The sequence below is a fragment of the Ewingella sp. CoE-038-23 genome, assembly GCF_040419245.1.
Taxonomy (GTDB): Bacteria; Pseudomonadota; Gammaproteobacteria; order Enterobacterales; family Enterobacteriaceae; genus Ewingella; species Ewingella allii.
Genome location: NZ_JAZHOH010000001.1, coordinates 1,379,497 through 1,398,354, shown reverse-complemented (window position 1 = coordinate 1,398,354; position 18,858 = coordinate 1,379,497). Strand labels below are relative to the sequence as shown.

14 protein-coding genes are annotated in these 18,858 nt (G+C 53.0%); 2 read left to right on the top strand and 12 right to left on the bottom strand.

The window, feature by feature from the left end; translation table 11 throughout:
- Positions 1-42 precede the first annotated feature (42 nt).
- Positions 43-1,053, top strand: coding sequence for a glycosyltransferase family 9 protein (locus V2154_RS06625; protein WP_353501558.1), 1,011 nt, complete (start codon positions 43-45; stop codon positions 1,051-1,053).
- Between the two features lie 90 nt (positions 1,054-1,143).
- On the opposite strand, the gene mukB is transcribed toward V2154_RS06625, so the two are convergent.
- From mukB to cmoM, 4 genes are read right to left on the bottom strand one after another with little or no spacing between them, the layout of a single operon-like run.
- Positions 1,144-5,592: a chromosome partition protein MukB gene (gene mukB, locus V2154_RS06620; RefSeq protein ID WP_353501557.1), complete on the bottom strand. Its 4,449-nt coding sequence runs from the start codon at positions 5,590-5,592 to the stop codon at positions 1,144-1,146.
- Positions 5,589-6,317, bottom strand: coding sequence for a chromosome partition protein MukE (mukE, locus tag V2154_RS06615; RefSeq protein WP_034789231.1), 729 nt, complete (start codon positions 6,315-6,317; stop codon positions 5,589-5,591). The genes mukB and mukE overlap by 4 nt, the downstream gene beginning before the upstream one ends.
- Complete coding sequence (mukF, locus tag V2154_RS06610; RefSeq protein ID WP_034789221.1) at positions 6,298-7,620, bottom strand: chromosome partition protein MukF; 1,323 nt, start codon at positions 7,618-7,620, stop codon at positions 6,298-6,300. Before mukF ends, mukE begins: the two co-directional genes overlap by 20 nt.
- Positions 7,617-8,402, bottom strand: coding sequence for a tRNA uridine 5-oxyacetic acid(34) methyltransferase CmoM (gene cmoM, locus V2154_RS06605; RefSeq protein WP_353501556.1), 786 nt, complete (start codon positions 8,400-8,402; stop codon positions 7,617-7,619). The genes mukF and cmoM overlap by 4 nt, the downstream gene beginning before the upstream one ends.
- A 173-nt stretch (positions 8,403-8,575) precedes the next feature.
- On the opposite strand from cmoM, the gene elyC reads away from it, so the two are divergent.
- A complete protein-coding gene (elyC, locus tag V2154_RS06600; protein WP_353501555.1) occupies positions 8,576-9,346 on the top strand; it encodes an envelope biogenesis factor ElyC in 771 nt (256 codons plus the stop codon).
- A 2-nt stretch (positions 9,347-9,348) separates the two neighbouring features.
- On the opposite strand, the gene V2154_RS06595 is transcribed toward elyC, so the two are convergent.
- From V2154_RS06595 to V2154_RS06560, 8 genes are all read right to left on the bottom strand, one after another.
- Positions 9,349-10,242: a YcbJ family phosphotransferase gene (locus V2154_RS06595; RefSeq protein WP_353501554.1), complete on the bottom strand. Its 894-nt coding sequence runs from the start codon at positions 10,240-10,242 to the stop codon at positions 9,349-9,351.
- A 159-nt stretch (positions 10,243-10,401) separates the two neighbouring features.
- Positions 10,402-11,151, bottom strand: a complete 750-nt coding sequence (gene kdsB / locus V2154_RS06590; RefSeq protein WP_353501553.1) for a 3-deoxy-manno-octulosonate cytidylyltransferase — start codon at positions 11,149-11,151, stop codon at positions 10,402-10,404.
- Positions 11,148-11,330 (bottom strand): Trm112 family protein, encoded by a 183-nt coding sequence (locus V2154_RS06585; RefSeq protein WP_034789208.1) that lies wholly within the window; start codon positions 11,328-11,330, stop codon positions 11,148-11,150. The genes kdsB and V2154_RS06585 overlap by 4 nt, the downstream gene beginning before the upstream one ends.
- Before the next feature lie 357 nt (positions 11,331-11,687).
- Positions 11,688-12,917, bottom strand: a complete 1,230-nt coding sequence (locus V2154_RS06580; RefSeq protein WP_353503934.1) for a winged helix-turn-helix domain-containing protein — start codon at positions 12,915-12,917, stop codon at positions 11,688-11,690.
- 94 nt (positions 12,918-13,011) lie between these two features.
- Positions 13,012-13,224: a cold-shock protein gene (locus V2154_RS06575; protein WP_353501552.1), complete on the bottom strand. Its 213-nt coding sequence runs from the start codon at positions 13,222-13,224 to the stop codon at positions 13,012-13,014.
- Positions 13,225-13,727: 503 nt separating this feature from the next.
- Positions 13,728-14,711: a tetraacyldisaccharide 4'-kinase gene (gene lpxK, locus V2154_RS06570; protein ID WP_353501551.1), complete on the bottom strand. Its 984-nt coding sequence runs from the start codon at positions 14,709-14,711 to the stop codon at positions 13,728-13,730.
- Complete coding sequence (gene msbA / locus V2154_RS06565) at positions 14,708-16,456, bottom strand: lipid A ABC transporter ATP-binding protein/permease MsbA (protein WP_353503933.1); 1,749 nt, start codon at positions 16,454-16,456, stop codon at positions 14,708-14,710. Before msbA ends, lpxK begins: the two co-directional genes overlap by 4 nt.
- A gap of 38 nt (positions 16,457-16,494) precedes the next feature.
- A complete protein-coding gene (locus tag V2154_RS06560) occupies positions 16,495-18,756 on the bottom strand; it encodes a ComEC family protein (protein ID WP_353501550.1) in 2,262 nt (753 codons plus the stop codon).
- Positions 18,757-18,858: the final 102 nt, after the last annotated feature.

Below are 18,858 nucleotides of genomic sequence, written 5' to 3'. Positions count from 1 at the left end.
AAAAACTAGGATAGCCACTGATATTTTAACTAAATTATTTATATGAAAATTTTACTCATTAGACGCGATAATATTGGTGACCTGATTCTAACGACACCTCTCATTGCGAACCTTACTAAACACAAGGCAAATACTCTCGATTTACTGGTAAATACTTACAATAAGGATGTATTGGTAGGCAACCCTCACATCAGTAACGTTCATCTATATTGTAAGTCTCACCATAGAAAAGCCGGGCAAAGCCTACTAAGCGTTTACTTTCAAAGAATTAAAACCATTTTCGCCGTGCGCTCATCGCGCTACGATGTTGTCTTGATTGCTAGCACTGACAAACACTCTCTCAAATGGGCAAAGCTTTCCGGCGCTAAAAGAATAATCGCTATAGGAAATACCCCTAAGAAAGTGGTTACCGATTGCCTGCCGCATACAGAAGGCTTACATATTGTTGAATTACTCAATACATTATTAACACCTCTGGGTATTAATGAAGTTCCAGGGCCTCTCGAATTATACGTCTCTGAGAATGAAGTTAATCAGTGTGCTGAAAAATTCAAAATTATCAGAGATAAACCTATTTACGGTTTACAAATTAGCTCTCGAAAACCTAAACAGCGATGGCAGGCAGAGAAATTCATTGAATTGGCCCATCGTTTGGCGGCACGTGAAGATTGTAAATTGGTGCTTTTCTGGTCTCCTGGCGCAGAAGATAATCCTGAACACCCTGGTGATGACAACAAAGCCAAACAGGTGATTGAGGCCTGCGCCGATATTCCTTTAGTAGCGTTGCCGACCACCAACATCCGCGAGCTGATGGCAGCAATGTCACTTTGCGATCAAATTATTACCAGTGATGGTGGCGCACTGCACATTGCCGCGGGCGTACATAAACCCGTTGTTGCGTTGTACGGTAATAGTGACACCAAATACTGGGCTCCATGGCAAGTCCCTTGCGCCATCATCAAGGCTCCGTCAGAAGATGTCGGGCTGGTTGATGTGGACAATGTGTTTAGCCAATTCACTCAATTGCGTGAAAAAGTGTTGTCTATGGCCTGATAATCCATGGGTCATTAAATTAGGCTATCGCCTAAACGTAAAAAAGCCCCATAAACGGGGCTTTTTTTTATGCGCAGAATCCAGCAGTTATCAGCCGTTTTCCACTTCAGCATCTACAGTGGCTGGTAGCTCGGCGGCGAAGCCGCGTAGACCCACCACGTGCACGTGTTCATGGTTGTTGAACACTTTACGCACCAGCTTATAGGTTGTGCCCTTCTCTGGACTGATGTTTTCAGGTGCGGCGATAATCAGCTGCATCTCAAGACGGTCGCAGAGTTCAAACAAGGTGGCGATAGATTTCGCATCTAGACGCGCCGCTTCATCGAGGAACAGCAGGCGGCAAGGCGAAATGTCTTTACCGCGCATGCGGCTCGACTCTTCTTCCCAGCTCTGCACCACCATCACCAGAATCGACATACCGGTACCGATAGCCTCACCGGTGGACAGCGCCCCGCTCTCCGCACGCAACCAGCCGTCAGAACCACGGTTAACCTCCACTTCCATTTCGAGATAGTTACGATAATCCAGTAACTCCTCGCCGATGGTTTGTGGCGTACGCTGGCCCATGTCGATCTGCGGATTCAGGCGCTGATAGAGCTTCGCCAGTGCTTCAGAGAAGGTCAGGCGGTTGCTGCTAAACAGGTCCTGATGCTGATCTTGCTGCTCGGAGAGCACGTCCAGCAGCCCGGCATGCGCTTCACGAACGTTAACATTAAGACGCACACTCTTAACCTGACCGAAGGCCACGGCCTGCAGCCCTTGGTTGAGCATGCGAATACGGTTCTGCTCACGCTGAATGGTTTTGCGAATAATGTTCGCCACGCTCTTCGAGCTGATCGCCAGCTGCTGCTCACGCGCGGTTAGCTCTTCCGTCAGACGCCCCAGCTCGATTTCCATCTGTTCGATAGCTTCAACCGGGTCGTCGGTGCGAATAATATCCTGACGAATGCGCTCGCGCAGATGCTGATAAACCGCGATGTAGAACTGAATTTTGCGCTCAGGGCGTTTTGGATCTTCGGAAAGACGCAGAACGTCGCGCAAATGCTCGTTGTCAGCCACCGCCAGGCGCAGCGCGCCCAGTGATTTATCCGACATGGAACGCAGCTCGTCGCCGTCCATATAGGCGAGCTCTCGGCGGTGCAGACGACGCTCGACGCCATTGTCTTTCACCAAACGCATCACCGCACACCAACCCGCCTTCGCGGTGACCACGTGCTCGCGGCTCTGGTGATAATCACGCTCAAGCTTGCGCAGTTTCTTCTGCAAGTTATCCATTTCGGCTTCGCAGAAGGTGATCTGTTTTTCCAGCTGGTTACAGCGAGCGCGGTTGGTGCTCAGCGCGGCATGCAGCTCGTCACGACGGGTCTTGGCGCGGGCTTCGGCGTTAGCGTCAGCCTGCACGCCGATATCCTGCAGCTCTTGCCCCAGCTCTTTGAGCATATCGCGCTTAGCATCGAATGAGCTTTTCAGCGACGCCAACACTTGGTTGTACTGGGCGTACTGTGCCTGATGTTGACGCATCTGCTCACGGGCACGGGTACGCTCAGCCTCGGCATGTTCAAGGCGCTGACGCAGCTTGTCATTCAAATCAGAGTTTTCAGTCAGCATGCCCGCTGAATCGGTATAGCCGAAGTGCGCACGACGCTGAACCACTTCGGTCAGCGAGAAGGCCTGCTGCTTAGCCAATCGCTGCGCGTGCTGGGCCTGCGCGTAATCCTCTTTTAACTGGTCGTGCTGCTCAGGGTCACTTTGCAGCACAGAAACCAGCGGCTCCAGCTTGGTGAGAGACGCGCCGTGTTGCTGAATAAAGCGGGCAGAATCCTGCGCTTCTTCCAGCTCTTCACGGATCTCTTCAACCCGGTCGATCAGGGTTTCATCACACAGCAGGCCAACGCGCGGTAGCAGCTTGTTGAGCATGGCAACGGATTCTTTTGCCTGTTCATACTGCTGGCGCTGCTGCTGGTTGGCCCCTTCATGAGAGTTCAGGGCGCGCTCCAGCTCACCGCGACGCCCGCTGAGAGTGCGGATCTCGGCTTCCGGGTCGGCATCAAACGCCACCGCCAAGTGACTGCCGATGAAGCGACTGAAGGCCTGATGCACACGCTGAATCTTCTGCACGTCAAACGACAGAGTCGCATAACGCTCAGACAGGGTTTCGCGCTCTTTATGTAAAGTCTCGAGGCGATTCTCACGCGCCGCGCGGCCGAACAGAGGCACCTGCGGGAAGTGGGAATAACGCCACTGGCGGTCGCCGGTTTTGACCAGCACCGCGCCCTGCATCTCTTCGACGGCGAACACGCTGTCATCGAAGGACTGCGGGTCCCCTTCAATCAGATAAAGGTCTTCTGGGCAATCGTCCAAGCCGTCAAGCTGGTCGCGGATCAGAGAGAGATCTGGCACCACGATGGCATGGCGGGAAGGCCCGTAAAGCGCGGAGAAGTAAGGCGCATCATCAATGGTAACGTCGTCATAAATCTCAGAAAGCAACACGCCGCCAAAACGCTCAGCCAGGGCAATCATGCGCGAATCTTCCGCACCGCTTGGCTGGCTAAGGCGCGTTATTTGCCCTTCAATGCGTTTTTTGCGCGAAGCCACTTCGTCGCGCTCAACCGTGGTTTCGCGCTCGCTTTCCAGCATCTGCTGCATGTACTCAGTAACCTGCTGGCTACTTTCCAGCGGCTCTTTGCTCTGCTCGCTCAGCTGGCTCAGCGCCTCTTGCGCCGCCAACCACACCGGTGCACGGGCGGTCAGCTCACGAATACGGGCCTGAACGCGCTCAAGCTCTTGGCGCATCTCCATGCGGCGCTCGCCGGCTTGGGAAACCACGCCAGACAGCTCTTCAATCTGTACTTCCAGCTCGCGCTGAAGCTCGTCTAAATCTTCAGGATGAACATCCTGACCCGAACGTTTGCAGAACTCCTGCAATTGGCGCTCGGCGTCTTGCTGCTCGCGCAGGCGGCCTTCCAGCTCAGACAGGCGCATGCGCAGTGGCTCTACGCGCTCGGCCTGGTGCTGTTGAGAAGACCAGTCGCGCAACAGTTCACGCGCGGTTTGCCAGGCTTCGCTGCGGCTCACTTCACCGGCGATTTTCACCACCAGCTGATAGGCGTTTTCGAACTGGCTGTGCGCCGCGTCGGCCACGCTCATCTTCTGCTCGAGCATCAGCAGGATATCTGTGGCTTCCTGCTCTTTGCTTTGGAAGGTTTCCAGCCACTCTTCGCTGTTCTGGCTCGACAGGTCAGGGATTTGGCACAGCTCGCGCGCGCGCTCAAGGGCGTGCAGCGCCTGCTGGTACTGAATGGCGCGGGTTTGCTGCACGTCGAGCGCTTGCTGGTAATCCGCCAGCTGGCTCTTCAGCTCATCCACTTCAATCTCAGCGGCTTCGGCGCGGGCTTCGTGCTCGGCGTGCAGCTCGCTGGCTTCGGCCACCACTTCATTTTGTTCTTCGAGACGATAAGTCAGCTCTTCGAGGTCGCTCTCATAGCGCTCGATTTTTTCCTGCTGACGCATCGCCGTCTGCACCAGACTCAGGTGGTCACTGGCCGCCTGATAGTCAGTTTCTAAATCACTTTGCGAGCCGCTCTGCTCGGCCAACTCGCGGGCCATTTCAACATGGCGATACTGCTCGCTGGAGAGCTGTTTGCGGCTGGTCAGCAAGTCGTTGCGCAGCACCAAGGCACCGTCGAGATGGATGCGACGCTCGTTGGCATGGCGCATATAGTCGGCGGCAACGTAAGAGGTGGCTTCGGAGATCAGGTGTTTGAACAAATCGCGGTCAGACTGGGTGACGCGAATAGCTTCCAGCGTCATGCGGTTCTCGCGCAGGGCCGCTTCCATGTCTTGGAAGGCTTTGCGCACGCCGCTGTTTTCTGGCAACAGGTAGTCGCGCAGAGAGCGGGTGATGGCGCTGGAAATCCCGCCGTACAGCGAGGCTTCAATCAGGCGATAGAACTTGCTGCGATCGGACGCGGTGCGCAGACGGCGCGGGATCACGCCCAGATCGAACATCAGCGAGTGATAGTCAGTGATCGAGTTGAACTGCTTGAACTGCACCCCTTCCATCGCTTCGACGCTGTCTTTCAGCTCTTGCAGCGACAGCACGCGCGCCTGACGATCGCCCACGGTTTGGGTCAAGATTTCCGTTGGCTGGATCGCAGTGGGCAGACCTTGAATGGTGAAAGGTTTGATATCCACTTTACGGTCACGGCCGGCAACCTGCTGCAAACGTACGCCGACAATAACCCGCTGATGGCGCGAGTTCACCACGTCGAGGGTGGAATAGCAGACACCGGCGCGCAGCTTGCCGTGCAGACCTTTGTCACGAGAGCCGGAGGTCGCACCCGCTTCGGTGGTGTTACGGAAGTGCAGCAAGGTTAAGTCAGGGATCAGCGCCGTAACGAAGGCCGCCATGGTGGTCGATTTCCCCGCCCCGTTGCCGCCCGATAGCGTGGTAACCAAAGCATCAAGGTCAAAAGTACGCGCAAAGAAGCCGTTCCAGTTAACCAGCGTTAGTGAGCGAAATTTACCGCGTTCAATCATTCCTGTTCGTCCTCTGCGCTGTCATGCCCTTGTTCGGTTGGCGATTCGCTGTCTTCGTTTTCGTCATTCAGCGATAACGCGCTTTCAATTGGCATTGCTTCACCGTCGCGGATCATTCGCAACTGCGCTTCGCGGGCGTCATCGCCACTGCGTACATCTGCCCCGAAGCGGAACACGGCTTCGGTAATGCGGAATTTACTGCTGTCGGCACCCATAAACCACACCATGCCCAAGCGGCGCAGGCGGTTCAGCGAAGTTCTGACTTTCTCTTGCAGCTTCTGGCGGTCAAGGTCAGAGCCGGTAGAACGCTGATTGACGTATTTCAGCAGCTTGCTTTCATCGGCAAGGCTGAGCAGTTCATCATAAAGTTCCTGCTGGGTGAAAATGCCTTCATGCGCCAGACGCTCCGGGCTGAGGTACAGATAGCAGAGAATTTTTCCTACCATCATGTCCAGCTCGGACAGCACCGAACGCGGGATGAGCGTGGTTGAGCGTGGGCGCAGGTAGAAGAAACCTTCCGGCGCTCGGATCAATTCAACGCTGTAGCGGCTATAAAACAGCTCGAGTTCTTCCTGATAGTCCATCAGGAAAGCGTGGTTATCCAATTCGTCAATGCCAATGTGACGGCCAGAACGCAGCTGACTGTCCAGAGCAGGAAATACGGAATTTGCCAACGCTTGCGCCAGTTTAGCTGGCATTATGTGTTCAATATTTGTCGATGACATGGGCCTGCACCTTGGCTCCGAAATCATTGATTGCCTGCCATTCGGCTGGCAACCCTGAAAAATCTGCTTCAGCCACACCAAGGCGTACAGCCTGGTCGACCACAATTCGCGCTACGTCAAAATGCCGCGCGCGCGGGTACTGTTCAAGGTAATCGCGCATCACGGTGCCCAGATTAAGCGGCGTCTTCTGTTGTTGATACACTTGCAGCGCTTGCTCAATCATTGCGGCAAGCTGCTCACGTATTTCACTAAATTCTTCATATTCCAGGTCCGGCGGAAGTTCACCGGTCACCTCTTCACTGCGCAGCGCCAGCTCTTCATCACGCATGTCCAGTAAACGCTCTGCATTCGCAAAGGTTAACGTCCACGGATTGTCGAAGTAATTTTGGACGGACTGGCGAAGACGCTGAGCAAAGACGCGGTTTTTATCCATATCGATCGCGGTACGAATAAATTTGTGAACATGACGGTCATAACCGATCCACAGGTCAATCGCTTGCTGGCCCCAGCTGGTAATGCGGTCAAGCTTGCTTTGCAAATCAAAGACTAACTTATCGACGAAGCTCAGTTCGCTTTCGCCCATGGTCGAGTCCTGAATCCGCAGTAAGTGCGCTTGCAGCAGGTCGCCCGCGGCCTCTAGCGTATCCTGTAATTCACGCAGCGTACCTGAGGTTTCGGACAGCAGCATTTCACAGCTGGAAATGGCCGCGCGCCAATCTTTGTTTAACAGCGCGGCGATATCGTCTTTCACGCCCTGCTGCTGCTCGTCCATGATGCGCTGCGTCATGTCGATACTGTCAAAAATCTCCGCCACGGAGTATTTCAATGGCGCGAAAACGTTGCGATGCCAATGAAACTCATCACCGCCCTCTTCGGCGGCATCCGCGGCGCGCTTAAGCTCTTGGGCCACGATGGACAGCTGCATGGAGAGGCGCAGCGTCGAGAATTCACGTTGACGAATATAGTAGTCGGTGATGCCAATGCCCAGCGGCGTTAAACGATAAATGGCATTGCCGTCAGCCAGTTCACTGACAAAACGATTGAGTAAACGCTGACGCACCATGTCATTAATGGCGTTGTTGGCGCGCACGGTGACCGTTTCATGGGTTTGCTCGAAGCCTTTGCTTACGTGGCGAAAAGCATCGACCAGCTCACCCTCACTCATTTCACCGTCCAGACGCTCACCGTTCAGCGTGGCGATTGCCAGCAGAAAGGCCAGACGTTCGGTAGGCAGAGAAATGGAGAAGTCATTTTTGCGCGCCCAGGCGACCAGTTCGGGTACAGTCTGGGAAAATTCACTCATGATTCGTCCTTCAGATTGGGTTTGTGCGCCATCACGTGGATGTAACGTCCCAAACTAACAAAAGGTTCCTGTCGGCAATAACGCTGTTCCAGCGCCAGAAGCTCGTCGAAATCCTGTTTATGTTGTTGCCGGTTACGCAAGTAATCATGGAAAACGCGAACACCGGTTTTGCCCGTGATCACCATCCCCAACGCATCAAGCCAGGCATAAACTTGTTGAGGTTCCAGAGGATGATCCGGCAACAGCGAGCTTTTTTTAATTTTTGGCACGCCTGCTTCGACGTGACCGAAGTTACCCAAGATCATGTGACGCATCACCAGACCATGGATATTGTAAAACATTAGCGACAAGGCACCACCCGGCGCCAAACAATCGGTTAATGCCTGCAGCGCCTGTTGAGGTTCCGCGAGCCATTCAATCACCGCGTGAAACAATATCAGATCAACAGGCTGTTCCAAATGCTGAGCGACGTTCTGAGCAGGACATTGTACAAATTGCATGTTGTCGCTCACACCTTTTTCCTCGGCGGCCGCTTTGGCGCGGCGGATCATCTCACCAGAGAGATCGCACAACAAGACCTGATGTCCCAAAGCGGCGAGTTCGCACGCCATCTGCCCTTCGCCGCCCCCGGCATCCAGAATGCGCAGCGGCCTCTGGGGGAGCGTAGCGATCAGTTCGCGAAGATCTTGTCCCAGCACGGCCTGACGAATACGACCTTTGGTCGTACCGTAAATATTGCGTGAGAACTTTTCGGCGATATCGTCGAAATTACGATCCTGCATGAAATGATACCTGTTCCTGATAGCGCATTTTGTTGAATGAAATCATAACCGAAATACTGAGCATTGCGGGACGGCCGAGCCTGCTATTTTGGCACAGGCTGACGTAGAATAAATCATCCCAATGTGGATTCGTGCCTGGATGTCGTTTTTTCGCTCAAAAGGACCTATTTTCGATGCCATTTATTCTCAAAAAAGCCATTGGGGGGCTGCTGCTCCCGCTACCCTTTTTATTAATGATCATGGCGGTAGCGCTGGTTTTACTGTGGTTTACTCGCTGGCAGAAAGCAGGAAAAGTCTGCTTTTTACTGAGTTGGCTCGCTCTGGCCCTTTTAAGCCTGCAACCTGTGGCTGATGCTTTGCTGCGGCCGCTAGAATCAACCTATCCCACTTACCGCGCCAATAGCGCGCAGCCGTTAAAATATGTGGTGGTGTTAGGCGGCGGGTACACTTATAACCCAGACTGGGCACCCAGTTCCAATTTGATCAATAACAGCCTGCCACGAGTAGCAGAAGGCATTCGGGTTTATCGGGAGAATCCGGGGTCGAAGATGATTTTCACCGGCGGAAAAGCCATTGGCAACCCGGTGAGTACAGCAGAAGTGGCGGCGAAAGTGGCCATCAGCCTCGGCGTGCCGCAGAGCGATATCATCATGCTCGACACCCCGCGTGATACTCACGAAGAGGCCGAGCAGGTGAAAATACATATTGGAGATCAGCCTATGGCGCTGGTGACCTCTGCCAATCACCTGCCGCGCGCCATGATTTTCTTCGAGCAGCAGGGTCTGCACCCTACTCCTGCTCCGGCCAATCAGCTGGCCATCGACTCGCCGCTCAATCCTTGGGAAAAAATATTGCCAAGCTCGCTGTTCTTAGGACACAGCGAACGAATTTGGTATGAAACTCTGGGGCGAATCTGGCAACGAATTGGCAGCAGTGGCGACTGACCTCAGTTAAGCCATGGAAGCAGCTGCTGTTTAGCGTGTTCAAACGCCGGGCGGTCCAGCTTGCCGGTGTGTAGCAAGTGGGAGACAGATTCCCACAGAAGATATAAACCGCGCCGGGCGAGGAAGCTTTCTGAGACCGGCGCACGCTGTAAATAGCGAAATAGCAGCTGCTCGCTCATCCCTTTCTCCCACAGGCGGAACAGCTCAAACTCCCTTGGCCCCCACAGCAGCGTGCCGGGGTTGATCATGGCTAAGAGCTGGTCGCTGCGCGGGTCTTTTAACAGACTGCGCAGTGAGAGGTTGCCGTGAAGCAGTACGGAATTATCATTAAAGTCAGTAAACAGGCTGGGCAGGCTGGCGCGAGAACGGAACAGCAAAGTGCGATCTTCCTGCGTCAGCTGCGCTGACTGCAAATGGCTGATGGAAGCCCAAAGTGCCTCAACGCGCTGCTGATACCACAGCGACCACTTATTGTCCTGCGTGCTATCCACCGTGCCCACGTGTCCATGGCTGTCAATGCGGTGCCACGCCAGCAGCCCTTCGATAATCTGCTCTATCAGCATCTCGCCGCGCTGCGGCGTGCGGGTCGGAGCTTCGGCAGAAACGCCTCGAAGGCGCTCGATCAGTAAGACCTCCTTAAAAGGCGATTGGCTGGTGGTAACTAAACCAAATACCGTCGGCACGCGCACCACGCCCTCGCGCGCCAGCATCGACAATTTATACGCCTCCTGGCTGGCAATGCCCGAACAGACGTAACTTTTGGCCATTAGCGGCACGGCGTGCCCCTGCTCATCATAAATCGCATAGAGATGGGCATAAGGTTGCTCGCTAACGCATTCAAGGCGAGACAGGCGTTCGCCCAGCACAATACTTAATTCGGCTTTCAGCTGTTCCATGACGGTTACACAGTGAAGAAGTGATGAGGTTTATGATGAAAGCATTGCCCGACGATTTCTCGGTGGCAGATCAATGAAAGTCGCAGAATAAAAAACGGAATGCCCAATGACATTCCGTATCAGTATAGCGTTGCAAGGCGCAAAGCGGGGAAAGGCTAATTAGTGGGCCAGAAACTCGCGCACGCGCTGCAAATCTTCTGGCGTATCGACACCCACCGACGGCACTTCTTTCGCTACGGCCACGTGGATTTTTTCGCCGTACCACAGCACGCGCAGCTGCTCCAGAAGCTCGATATTCTCAAGCGGGCTTGGCGCCCAGTTGACATAGCGGCGAATGAAACCGGCGCGATAGGCATAAATGCCAATGTGGCGCAGGAACGTATCACCGACAGTCTCTCTGGATTTAGCAAAACGCTCGCGCTCCCACGGAATGGTTGCCCGCGAGAAATAGAGCGCGTAGCCGTTGACGTCCATCACCACTTTTACCGCGTTAGGGTTGAACGCCTCTTCTGCCGTTTCAATAGGCACCGCTAAAGTCGCCATGCCGGCTTCACAGGAGGCCAGATTATCAGCGACCTGCTTGATAATCACCGGCGGCACCAGAGGCTCGTCGCCCTGCACATTGACGATAATGTCCTCGTCGGAAAAGCCGTACAGTTCGATGACTTCGGCCAGACGCTCAGTGCCTGACTGGTGGTCAGCGCGGGTCATGCAAACTTCGCCGCCAGCCGCTTCTACTGCAGCAAAAACGTCAGGATGGTCGGTGGCGACGATAACGCGATCGGCACCGGACTCTTTCGCGCGTTCCATCACATGAACGACCATTGGCTTGCCGCCGATATCCGCCAGAGGTTTCCCCGGCAGGCGGCTGGAAGCAAAGCGGGCAGGAATGATGGCAATAAAACTCATGGATGCGTCTCGTCAGCAGAAAGCGCACGGGCTTCAGTTTCTAACAACACCGGAATGCCGTCGCGCACCGGATAAGCCAGTCCGTCCACTTTACAAATTAATTCTTGCGACTCTTTATTGAAATAAAGCTTACCGGTACAGACAGGGCAAGCAACAATTTCGAGTAAACGATGATCCATACATTCTCCCGGGGCATGTGAATTGCACGCTTGAAGGCCAAGCAGCTGCAATAATGCGTGTTTTGACAAACCTCTACGGTGGCAAAGAATACCATAACCCTTCCGCCAAGGTTAATCTGACATCGGCAATATAGGCTGCCTAGTGGGATAAATCGCCAAGAGGCCGAAACAGAGATTGATAAAAGCCGGAGGTCGGCGTAGTATTTTTTTGTGACAAAAGTCACATTAAATTTCTACTGACGAGCACTGAAATGAAACTGATCCACAAAATCATCGCGATGTTTGCCAACTACAGCAACTAAGGCTGTTTTGACATTCTCACCCAGCGAAAAACGGCTGCCAATGGCAGCCGATTGTTTATTTGAGCAATGACCAGCCCGCTTCCCAGTGCAGCCGCAACGCTTCTGGTACCTTCCCTATCAGCACCCGATCAGCCTCGTGCCATAAGGCAAAACGACTGACGGCATCAGTGATATCTTTGATGCGTCTTGGGCTCAGTTTAGTACCACTCTCAAGGTGCAAGGTTTTCACTTCAAAGGTTTTCTCTTTGCGATGCATCTTGGCGTCCACGCGCCCGATCAGCTCTCCGCGATGCAAAATAGGCAACGTGAAATAGCCATATTGCCGCTTCGGCTCCGGCGTGTAACATTCCAGTCGGTAATCAAAATTAAATAGCGCCAGCGCCCGTTTTCTATCCCATACCACGGGGTCGAATGGCGAAAGCAGCGCGGTAACCGTCGAGCTAATTTTGCCGTTAATGGCTTGTTCCAGCAGGGAAAACTGACTCTGATGCACATAGAACAGGCCATCCAGCCCTTTTACATTGACCGGCCTGACCTCACCACTTTCTAACCAGCGGGATATCACCTCCTGCGCTTTAATGCGTTTCAGGCGATAATAATCTGCCAGCCACTCAGGTTTGAATAAGCCCAGACTTTGCGCCGACCGGCGCAGCATGATCTCTTCGGCATCCTGCTGTGACAGAGCCTGGGTGGCATCATTCCAGCCGGGCATCACGCGCTCTGCGAGGTCGTAAACGCGATGAAAACTGCGACGCTCCACCACCATCAGCTTGCCTGAGGTAAACAGCGTCTCCAGATGCCGCTTGTGCGGCTTCCAGTCCCACCAGCCGGTAGCTGAACGCTTCTCTCCGGCGAAATCCGCCGAACGCACCGGGCCATTTTCCGCAATATGGCTGAGGATGCCGTCAATGTCTTCCTGATGCTTTTCGACCCACTCGGTTGAGTATTTCCAGCCCATTTTCTCAGGCTGAAGCATGCGGTGGCGTAGCAAAGCGTAATCTTCGATGGGGATAAAACAGGCTTCGTGAGCCCAATACTCAAACAGTTTACCCGACGCCAGTGCGTCTTCCAGCCACTCCTGCGGATAGTGCCCGAGGCGGCTAAAAAGCACTAAATATGGGCTGCGGGCGACCACGCTAATGGTATCAATTTGCAGCAAACCCATCTGAGTAATGGCTGTGAGGAGATCGTCCCGTTGGGGCTTGCGCTTGAGTGGGTGTTGAAGTTGTTGAGCAGCGAGGTGCAAAGTGCGGGCGGCAGAGAGAGATATAACCGGGTGAGACATATCGGTATCCGTTGATGAAAGCATTACAGATACCGATAACACATTTTGACCTGAGCGTAAATTTACGCGCCAAGGTCTGGGGGACAGGTCAAACTTAGAACGCGATCACATCGGCTGCTGACGGACCGTGAGCCACGCTGCGGTAGGTGGTGAACTCTACGCGCTGCCCAGCATTCAAAGATTTATTGCCTGTATTAGCAATAGAGGCGCGCTGAACATAAATTTCAGACGTACCGTCGAGAGGGCAAATAAAACCATAGCCTTTAGCTTGGATGTACCATTTAACTAAACCCATTTTTAACATCATAATTGTAGATCCTTTATTTTGGGCATCCATGAACACGCTTTTTATTATTGTTCGGATGCGCTTGCCCACTCTAAAGTTATTTTTTTATAAAAACCTCTAATGAGCGATTGTGAAATAATTTATTAGTTTTTTTCGCCTTAGGGTTCAGCATCTTAATTCTTTGATTAAGATTTTCTGCCATAAAACGTTTAGGGCCAATCGAGTAGATTGATTACTTATGGGGAGGTACTTAGAAGGTTCGACTTGAAGAGGAATCGTTTTATCAAAGATAACGTCTTGGGAGGAACTGCTAGATTGTAAACTCGGACATAAATAGCTCTGCATCACAGGCCGGACTGCATTTACTCACAACTCAAATGTAATAGCAACACCTATAAATTAAATAAATATTTAAAACGCCAACATTGAATTATATTCCATATAAATCAGCTCATTAGCTGGGAATTTTATTATTTTTTTAATTTGAAGAAATGTAAACAAGGCCTGCCCTGAGAAGCAATAGGCTATTTTTTCGCAATAACTTGGTCGATTTTTGCCAACAGGCGGGCTGTATCAGCCTCGGAAACGTGGGCATTAACTGGCAAATACCACCAATTTGGCTGGGCAAAACTTCTGCATTTGACAGCGTCTTTTTCCGTCATCAATAGAGTTTGTTCAGCACCGAGCAGAGCACTCAGTTGCTCGGATTGGTAATCTTGATGATCGGCAAAGGCGAACTCGGCTTGGGTGGTTACTTGAAGGTTTTTCAGCGTGGCGAAGAAGCGCGGAGGGTGCCCAATACCCGCCATGGCAACAACCTGTGGCAAAGAGGTGGCATCGCGCTGTTCACCCGTTAGCAAGTTGACGGCCATTCCCGGCTGCAAGTGCATGGCGATTTCGCCCGGCTCGCTCTGTCCGCCATTGGTGATAACGGCGTCAACAGAACGCAGGCGCGATGCTCTTTCGCGCATTGGCCCGGCGGGTAACCACCAGCCGTTGCCGAAACGACGTATGCCATCAACCACCACAATTTCTAAATCACGCTGCAAAGCGTAATGCTGCAGGCCGTCGTCGGTGACAATCACGTCGAGCTGATGATTCTTGAGCAGCGCTTTTACCGCATCGGATCGAACTGGGGATACCGCCACCGGGGCGCCGGTGCGCTGATAAATCAGCACAGGCTCATCGCCCGCTTCGGCCGTTTGGGTATTTGCATCAAGCACCAACGGATAAGTCTCTGACTTACCGCCGTAGCCGCGAGAAACTACGCCTGCGTGTAAACCCTGACGCTGTAACAGTTCAATCAACCAAATCACCACCGGCGTTTTCCCATTGCCACCGGCAGTGAGATTACCGACCACGATAATCGGGACAGGCGAGCGCCAACTCTTTTTCCACCCCTTTCTATAGCAGAGCCGTAACCCGCAGGTTATCAACCCGTACAGCCATGAAAGAGGCAGTAATAGTAGATAAAGTGGCGACTTACCTGACCAGATTCGCTCTATCATTGGCCAAACTGCATCCGGTGCAACTGGGCATAAGCGCCGCGCATCTCAAGCAGCTCGGCGTGGGAACCGCGTTCAACCACTCGGCCATCTTCAATTACCAGAATTTCATCGGCTTTTTCAATAGTTGAGAGACGGTGCGCAATCACCAGCGAAGTACGGTTCTTTTGCAGCTCGTCAAGCGCGGCTTGAATCGCACGCTCTGACTCCGTATCCAGCGCCGAGGTTGCTTCATCGAGGATCAGCACCGGCGAGTCACGCAGCAGAGCACGGGCAATAGCAATACGCTGGCGCTGGCCGCCAGACAGCAGCACGCCGTTCTCGCCAATTACCGTATCGAGACCGTTATCCATTTTATTAATGAAGTCCATGGCATAGGCCATTTTGGCGGCTTTCTCAATCTCTTCGCGGCTGAAGACGTCGGTGCGCGCATAGGCAATGTTATTAGCAATGGTATCGTTAAAGAGGTGGACATTTTGCGATACCAAAGCCACCTGATTACGCAGCGATGACAGCGTGTATTCACGCAAATCATGGCCATCCATCAGGATTTGGCCTTCCTGAATGTCATAGAAACGCGTCATCAGGCTGGCAATGGTCGATTTACCCGAGCCAGAACGCCCTACCAGAGCAACAGTACGGCCCGCAGGGATGGTGAAAGCCACATCGCGCAGCGCTGGCGCATCGCGCCCAGGATAGGTAAAGGTGACGTTTTTGAATTCAATATCGCCTTTGGCGCGCTCAACGACGCGTTTACCTTCATCCTTTTCCTGCTCCATATCGAGGATAGAGAACAGCGTCTGGCAAGCTGCCATACCGCGCTGGAATTGGGCATTAACGTTGGTCAGTGATTTCAACGGGCGCATTAAAGCGATCATGGAAGAGAACACGACAGTGATAGTACCGGCGCTCAGTGTTTCCATCACAGACGGGAAGCTGGCTGCATAAAGAACAAATGCCAGCGCCAGAGAGGCGATAAGCTGAATAATCGGGTCAGAAATCGATGATGCCGACACCAAACGCATACCCTGCTGACGCATGCGGTTGCTGACAGAATCGAAACGCTCAGTTTCCACTTTCTGCCCGCCAAAGATCAGCACTTCTTTATGACCTTTGAGCATCTGCTCGGCGCTGGTTGTAACATGACCCATGGTGTTCTGCATGTTTTTGCTGATATCGCGAAAACGCTTTGAAACCAGACGGATAACAATCGAGACAACCGGCGCAATCACCACCAAAATGATCGAAAGCTGCCAGCTGTAGTAGAACATCATGATGAACAGGCCAATAATCGATGCCCCTTCACGTACCACTGTTACCAGCGCGCTTGAAGAAGAAGAGGCAACCTGCTCGGAATCATAAGTAATACGTGACAGCAATGTGCCCGTCGATTGTTGGTCGAAGAAGGCGACCGGCATGCCCATCATGTGGCCAAACAGACGGCGACGCATTTGCATCACCACTTTGCCCGATACCCATGAAATGCAGTAGCTAGAAACATAGCCACTGATCCCTCGCACAATCATTAATGCGATTACCGCCAGCGGCATCCAAAGCAAGATAGAGCGATCGGCTTTGCCAAAACCATCATCCAGCAGAGGTTTCAACAGAGACAGCATGAAAGTGTCACTGGCGGCGTTCGCCACCAGCGCAACAGCCGCCGCGATAAGCCCTGCTTTGAAAGGGGTAATCATCGGCCAAAGGCGGCGGAATGTCTGCCAGGTGGAGAGATCTTTATCATTCATAATGCATTATTAACCAGCAGCGAAAGAAACAGCGGCCCATTCTACTCATTATCACCTGATACGCCAAACCGACGATGATACCAACGAGGAAATATTTGCTCTCTGAATCCTTCCACGCGCCAATATTTGTCATAAAAATGAACAGATAACTGGCCTGAGCGTGAGGTATCACGCCAGGCTAGTCTGGCATTTCGATACCTTGCCATCACTTTTTGCGCGGGGAGATGCCACTTATTGAAGCGAGATGAGGAAGAAATCGCCAGTTCCGGTGCGACAGCGCGCAAAAACGGCGGTGTTGATGACGTATTGCTGCCATGATGAGGAACCTGCAACACCGTCGAGCCTAAGGCCCCGCGATATCTTGAAACAATTTTGCGTTCAGCGCCTGATTCAATATCTCCGGTCAGTAAAACACTGAAATTCCCGTCACTGACCCTCACGACGCAGCTGTCATCATTGCCGGACATGATTCCCGCCCTTTCCGGCCAAAGCGCAGCAAAGGACAGCCCTTGCCACTCCCAAGTAATACCAGCATGGCAAGGCAGTGGTGAACCTATCACGCTTTCCCTTAGAGTCGCCGAAGGAAATGCCCGCATTATGGCGTCTAAACCACCGCGATGGTCGGCGTGAGCATGGCTAATAATGATCTGTTCAAGCTGAATATTGCGCCATCTGATCAAGGGTAGAATATTCATCTCGGCCGCCGAACCCGTCTCCCAGCGGTTCCCAGTATCATATAACACCCCCTTGCCGTTTTTGCTGATCAACATGGCAAGGCCATGGCCGACATCCACCATGTCCACACGCCAATTCTCTCCATCCGTCCTGTAGAACCAGACCATTAGCACCGAGGCCAGGCCTATTACGGTGGCGGGGAAAATCCTAAGCCACCCCAGGCGCCAGACAATCACACTCCCCCACCCTGCCAAAGTGAGTGCGACGGCTGGCTCACTTAAATAGAACCAGCCACCTGAGAATCTCTGCACGCCCCAAAATACCAGCGACAAGCTCTGGTCTGCCATTAGCCACATTTTCTCTGTAACAAGGGCTGGCAGTGCACCTGAGCAAATTACGCCTAGCAGTACCAAGGGCACGGTAAATAGCGAAACGATAGGCACGGCCCACATATTCGCGGCGAAAGAAGAGAGATTGACGCCGTGGAACAGGCCGACTTGGAGAGGTAGCAGCAAAATCGTCATTCCCAGCTGCAAATGGGCCCAGCGCACCGCAGCCCAGCGCCATGAGTGCCCTACTCGCTGCGGTAAAGGCGCCCACTGAAACCAGAAGATCAGGGCCGCCACCGCGAAACAGGAGAGCCAGAAGCTATCCGAAAGAATACTCATCGGGTCGCTAATCACTATTAGCGCGACGCACCACAGCCATATTTGCCACGGATGGCATTTAACTCGCATGAATCGCAATAGCAGCCATAGTGAAAGCGCCACGGCGGCCCTCACGGCGGGGGCGTTACCTCCTGCCAACCAGGTGTAGGTCAGCAGGAATAACTCGCTGGCGATGAGTGGGAAGCGATAATCGATATATTTAATCGGTAATAAGAATTGCAGCGCTCGCGCCAACACATAGCCAAACCAGGCCGCTATGCCGATGTGCAGCCCTGAGATAGCAATCAGATGAGCAATGCCTGTTCGCTGCATCAGCATTTTGTCTTCGGCTTTTATCAGCCCCTTCTCGCCAAAGGCTAAAGCCATTAGCACCGCGCTGTTCCCCAAGGGAGTGATAACCTGTTGCACGTGGGAAATTAGACGCTGGCGCAGACTGCATTCGGGGCTGATGAGCGTTCTGCTGCTGATCCTGCCAGTTAAAGGCCAGCGGTTGGCTAATGCCCAGCGCTGGCTATCGAACCCACCCTCATTTAGCAGGGCGTGGACTGGGCGTAAATTGACGCTTAGCTGCCACTTTTGGCCAGCGCAGAAGTTACCCTCCCCCTCCCAACGACTGCGAAAATAAATCGGAGGAAAGAGTAACTCACCGTCGACTCTTTCGATTTTAAAGATGACTAACTGACTACCTGATTGATGCAAATTTATCGTTTTTAGCTCGGCAATCACCTCTTTCTTGCCCAGACTCAGGCTCTCGGTTTGCTTAAGTAAATAGTGTCCATTGTGCGTCCCCCACAGCAGGCTCAGCAAAATAATGGCGACAAGTAGCGACAATCTACGGTTAATCCTCCCACCGCCTATCACGCCAAGGGCCATGAAAAGACAGGCATAGAAGCCCGGCAGTTGGGGAAGAAAAATCAGTGGCAGCATTCCGGCGATCGCAGCCAGCGCTATCTCATCCATTGAGATTTTGATGTGGCGTCCTTACTGCATTATTTGGCGAGAGATAAAAACTCGTTGCTGTTTTTTCCAGCAAAATAGGTTGGCGGAAGTATGGTTTTGCGG

What these genes read in the sequence shown, in the direction of transcription:
- V2154_RS06625 (WP_353501558.1), top strand. Translation starts at nt 43, where the DNA reads ATGAAAATTTTACTCATTAGACGCGATAATATTGGTGACCTGATTCTA.
- mukB (WP_353501557.1), bottom strand. Translation starts at nt 5,592, where the DNA reads ATGATTGAACGCGGTAAATTTCGCTCACTAACGCTGGTTAACTGGAAC.
- mukE (WP_034789231.1), bottom strand. Translation starts at nt 6,317, where the DNA reads ATGTCATCGACAAATATTGAACACATAATGCCAGCTAAACTGGCGCAA.
- mukF (WP_034789221.1), bottom strand. Translation starts at nt 7,620, where the DNA reads ATGAGTGAATTTTCCCAGACTGTACCCGAACTGGTCGCCTGGGCGCGC.
- cmoM (WP_353501556.1), bottom strand. Translation starts at nt 8,402, where the DNA reads ATGCAGGATCGTAATTTCGACGATATCGCCGAAAAGTTCTCACGCAAT.
- elyC (WP_353501555.1), top strand. Translation starts at nt 8,576, where the DNA reads ATGCCATTTATTCTCAAAAAAGCCATTGGGGGGCTGCTGCTCCCGCTA.
- V2154_RS06595 (WP_353501554.1), bottom strand. Translation starts at nt 10,242, where the DNA reads ATGGAACAGCTGAAAGCCGAATTAAGTATTGTGCTGGGCGAACGCCTG.
- kdsB (WP_353501553.1), bottom strand. Translation starts at nt 11,151, where the DNA reads ATGAGTTTTATTGCCATCATTCCTGCCCGCTTTGCTTCCAGCCGCCTG.
- V2154_RS06585 (WP_034789208.1), bottom strand. Translation starts at nt 11,330, where the DNA reads ATGGATCATCGTTTACTCGAAATTGTTGCTTGCCCTGTCTGTACCGGT.
- V2154_RS06580 (WP_353503934.1), bottom strand. Translation starts at nt 12,917, where the DNA reads ATGTCTCACCCGGTTATATCTCTCTCTGCCGCCCGCACTTTGCACCTC.
- V2154_RS06575 (WP_353501552.1), bottom strand. Translation starts at nt 13,224, where the DNA reads ATGATGTTAAAAATGGGTTTAGTTAAATGGTACATCCAAGCTAAAGGC.
- lpxK (WP_353501551.1), bottom strand. Translation starts at nt 14,711, where the DNA reads ATGATAGAGCGAATCTGGTCAGGTAAGTCGCCACTTTATCTACTATTA.
- V2154_RS06560 (WP_353501550.1), bottom strand. Translation starts at nt 18,756, where the DNA reads ATGGATGAGATAGCGCTGGCTGCGATCGCCGGAATGCTGCCACTGATT.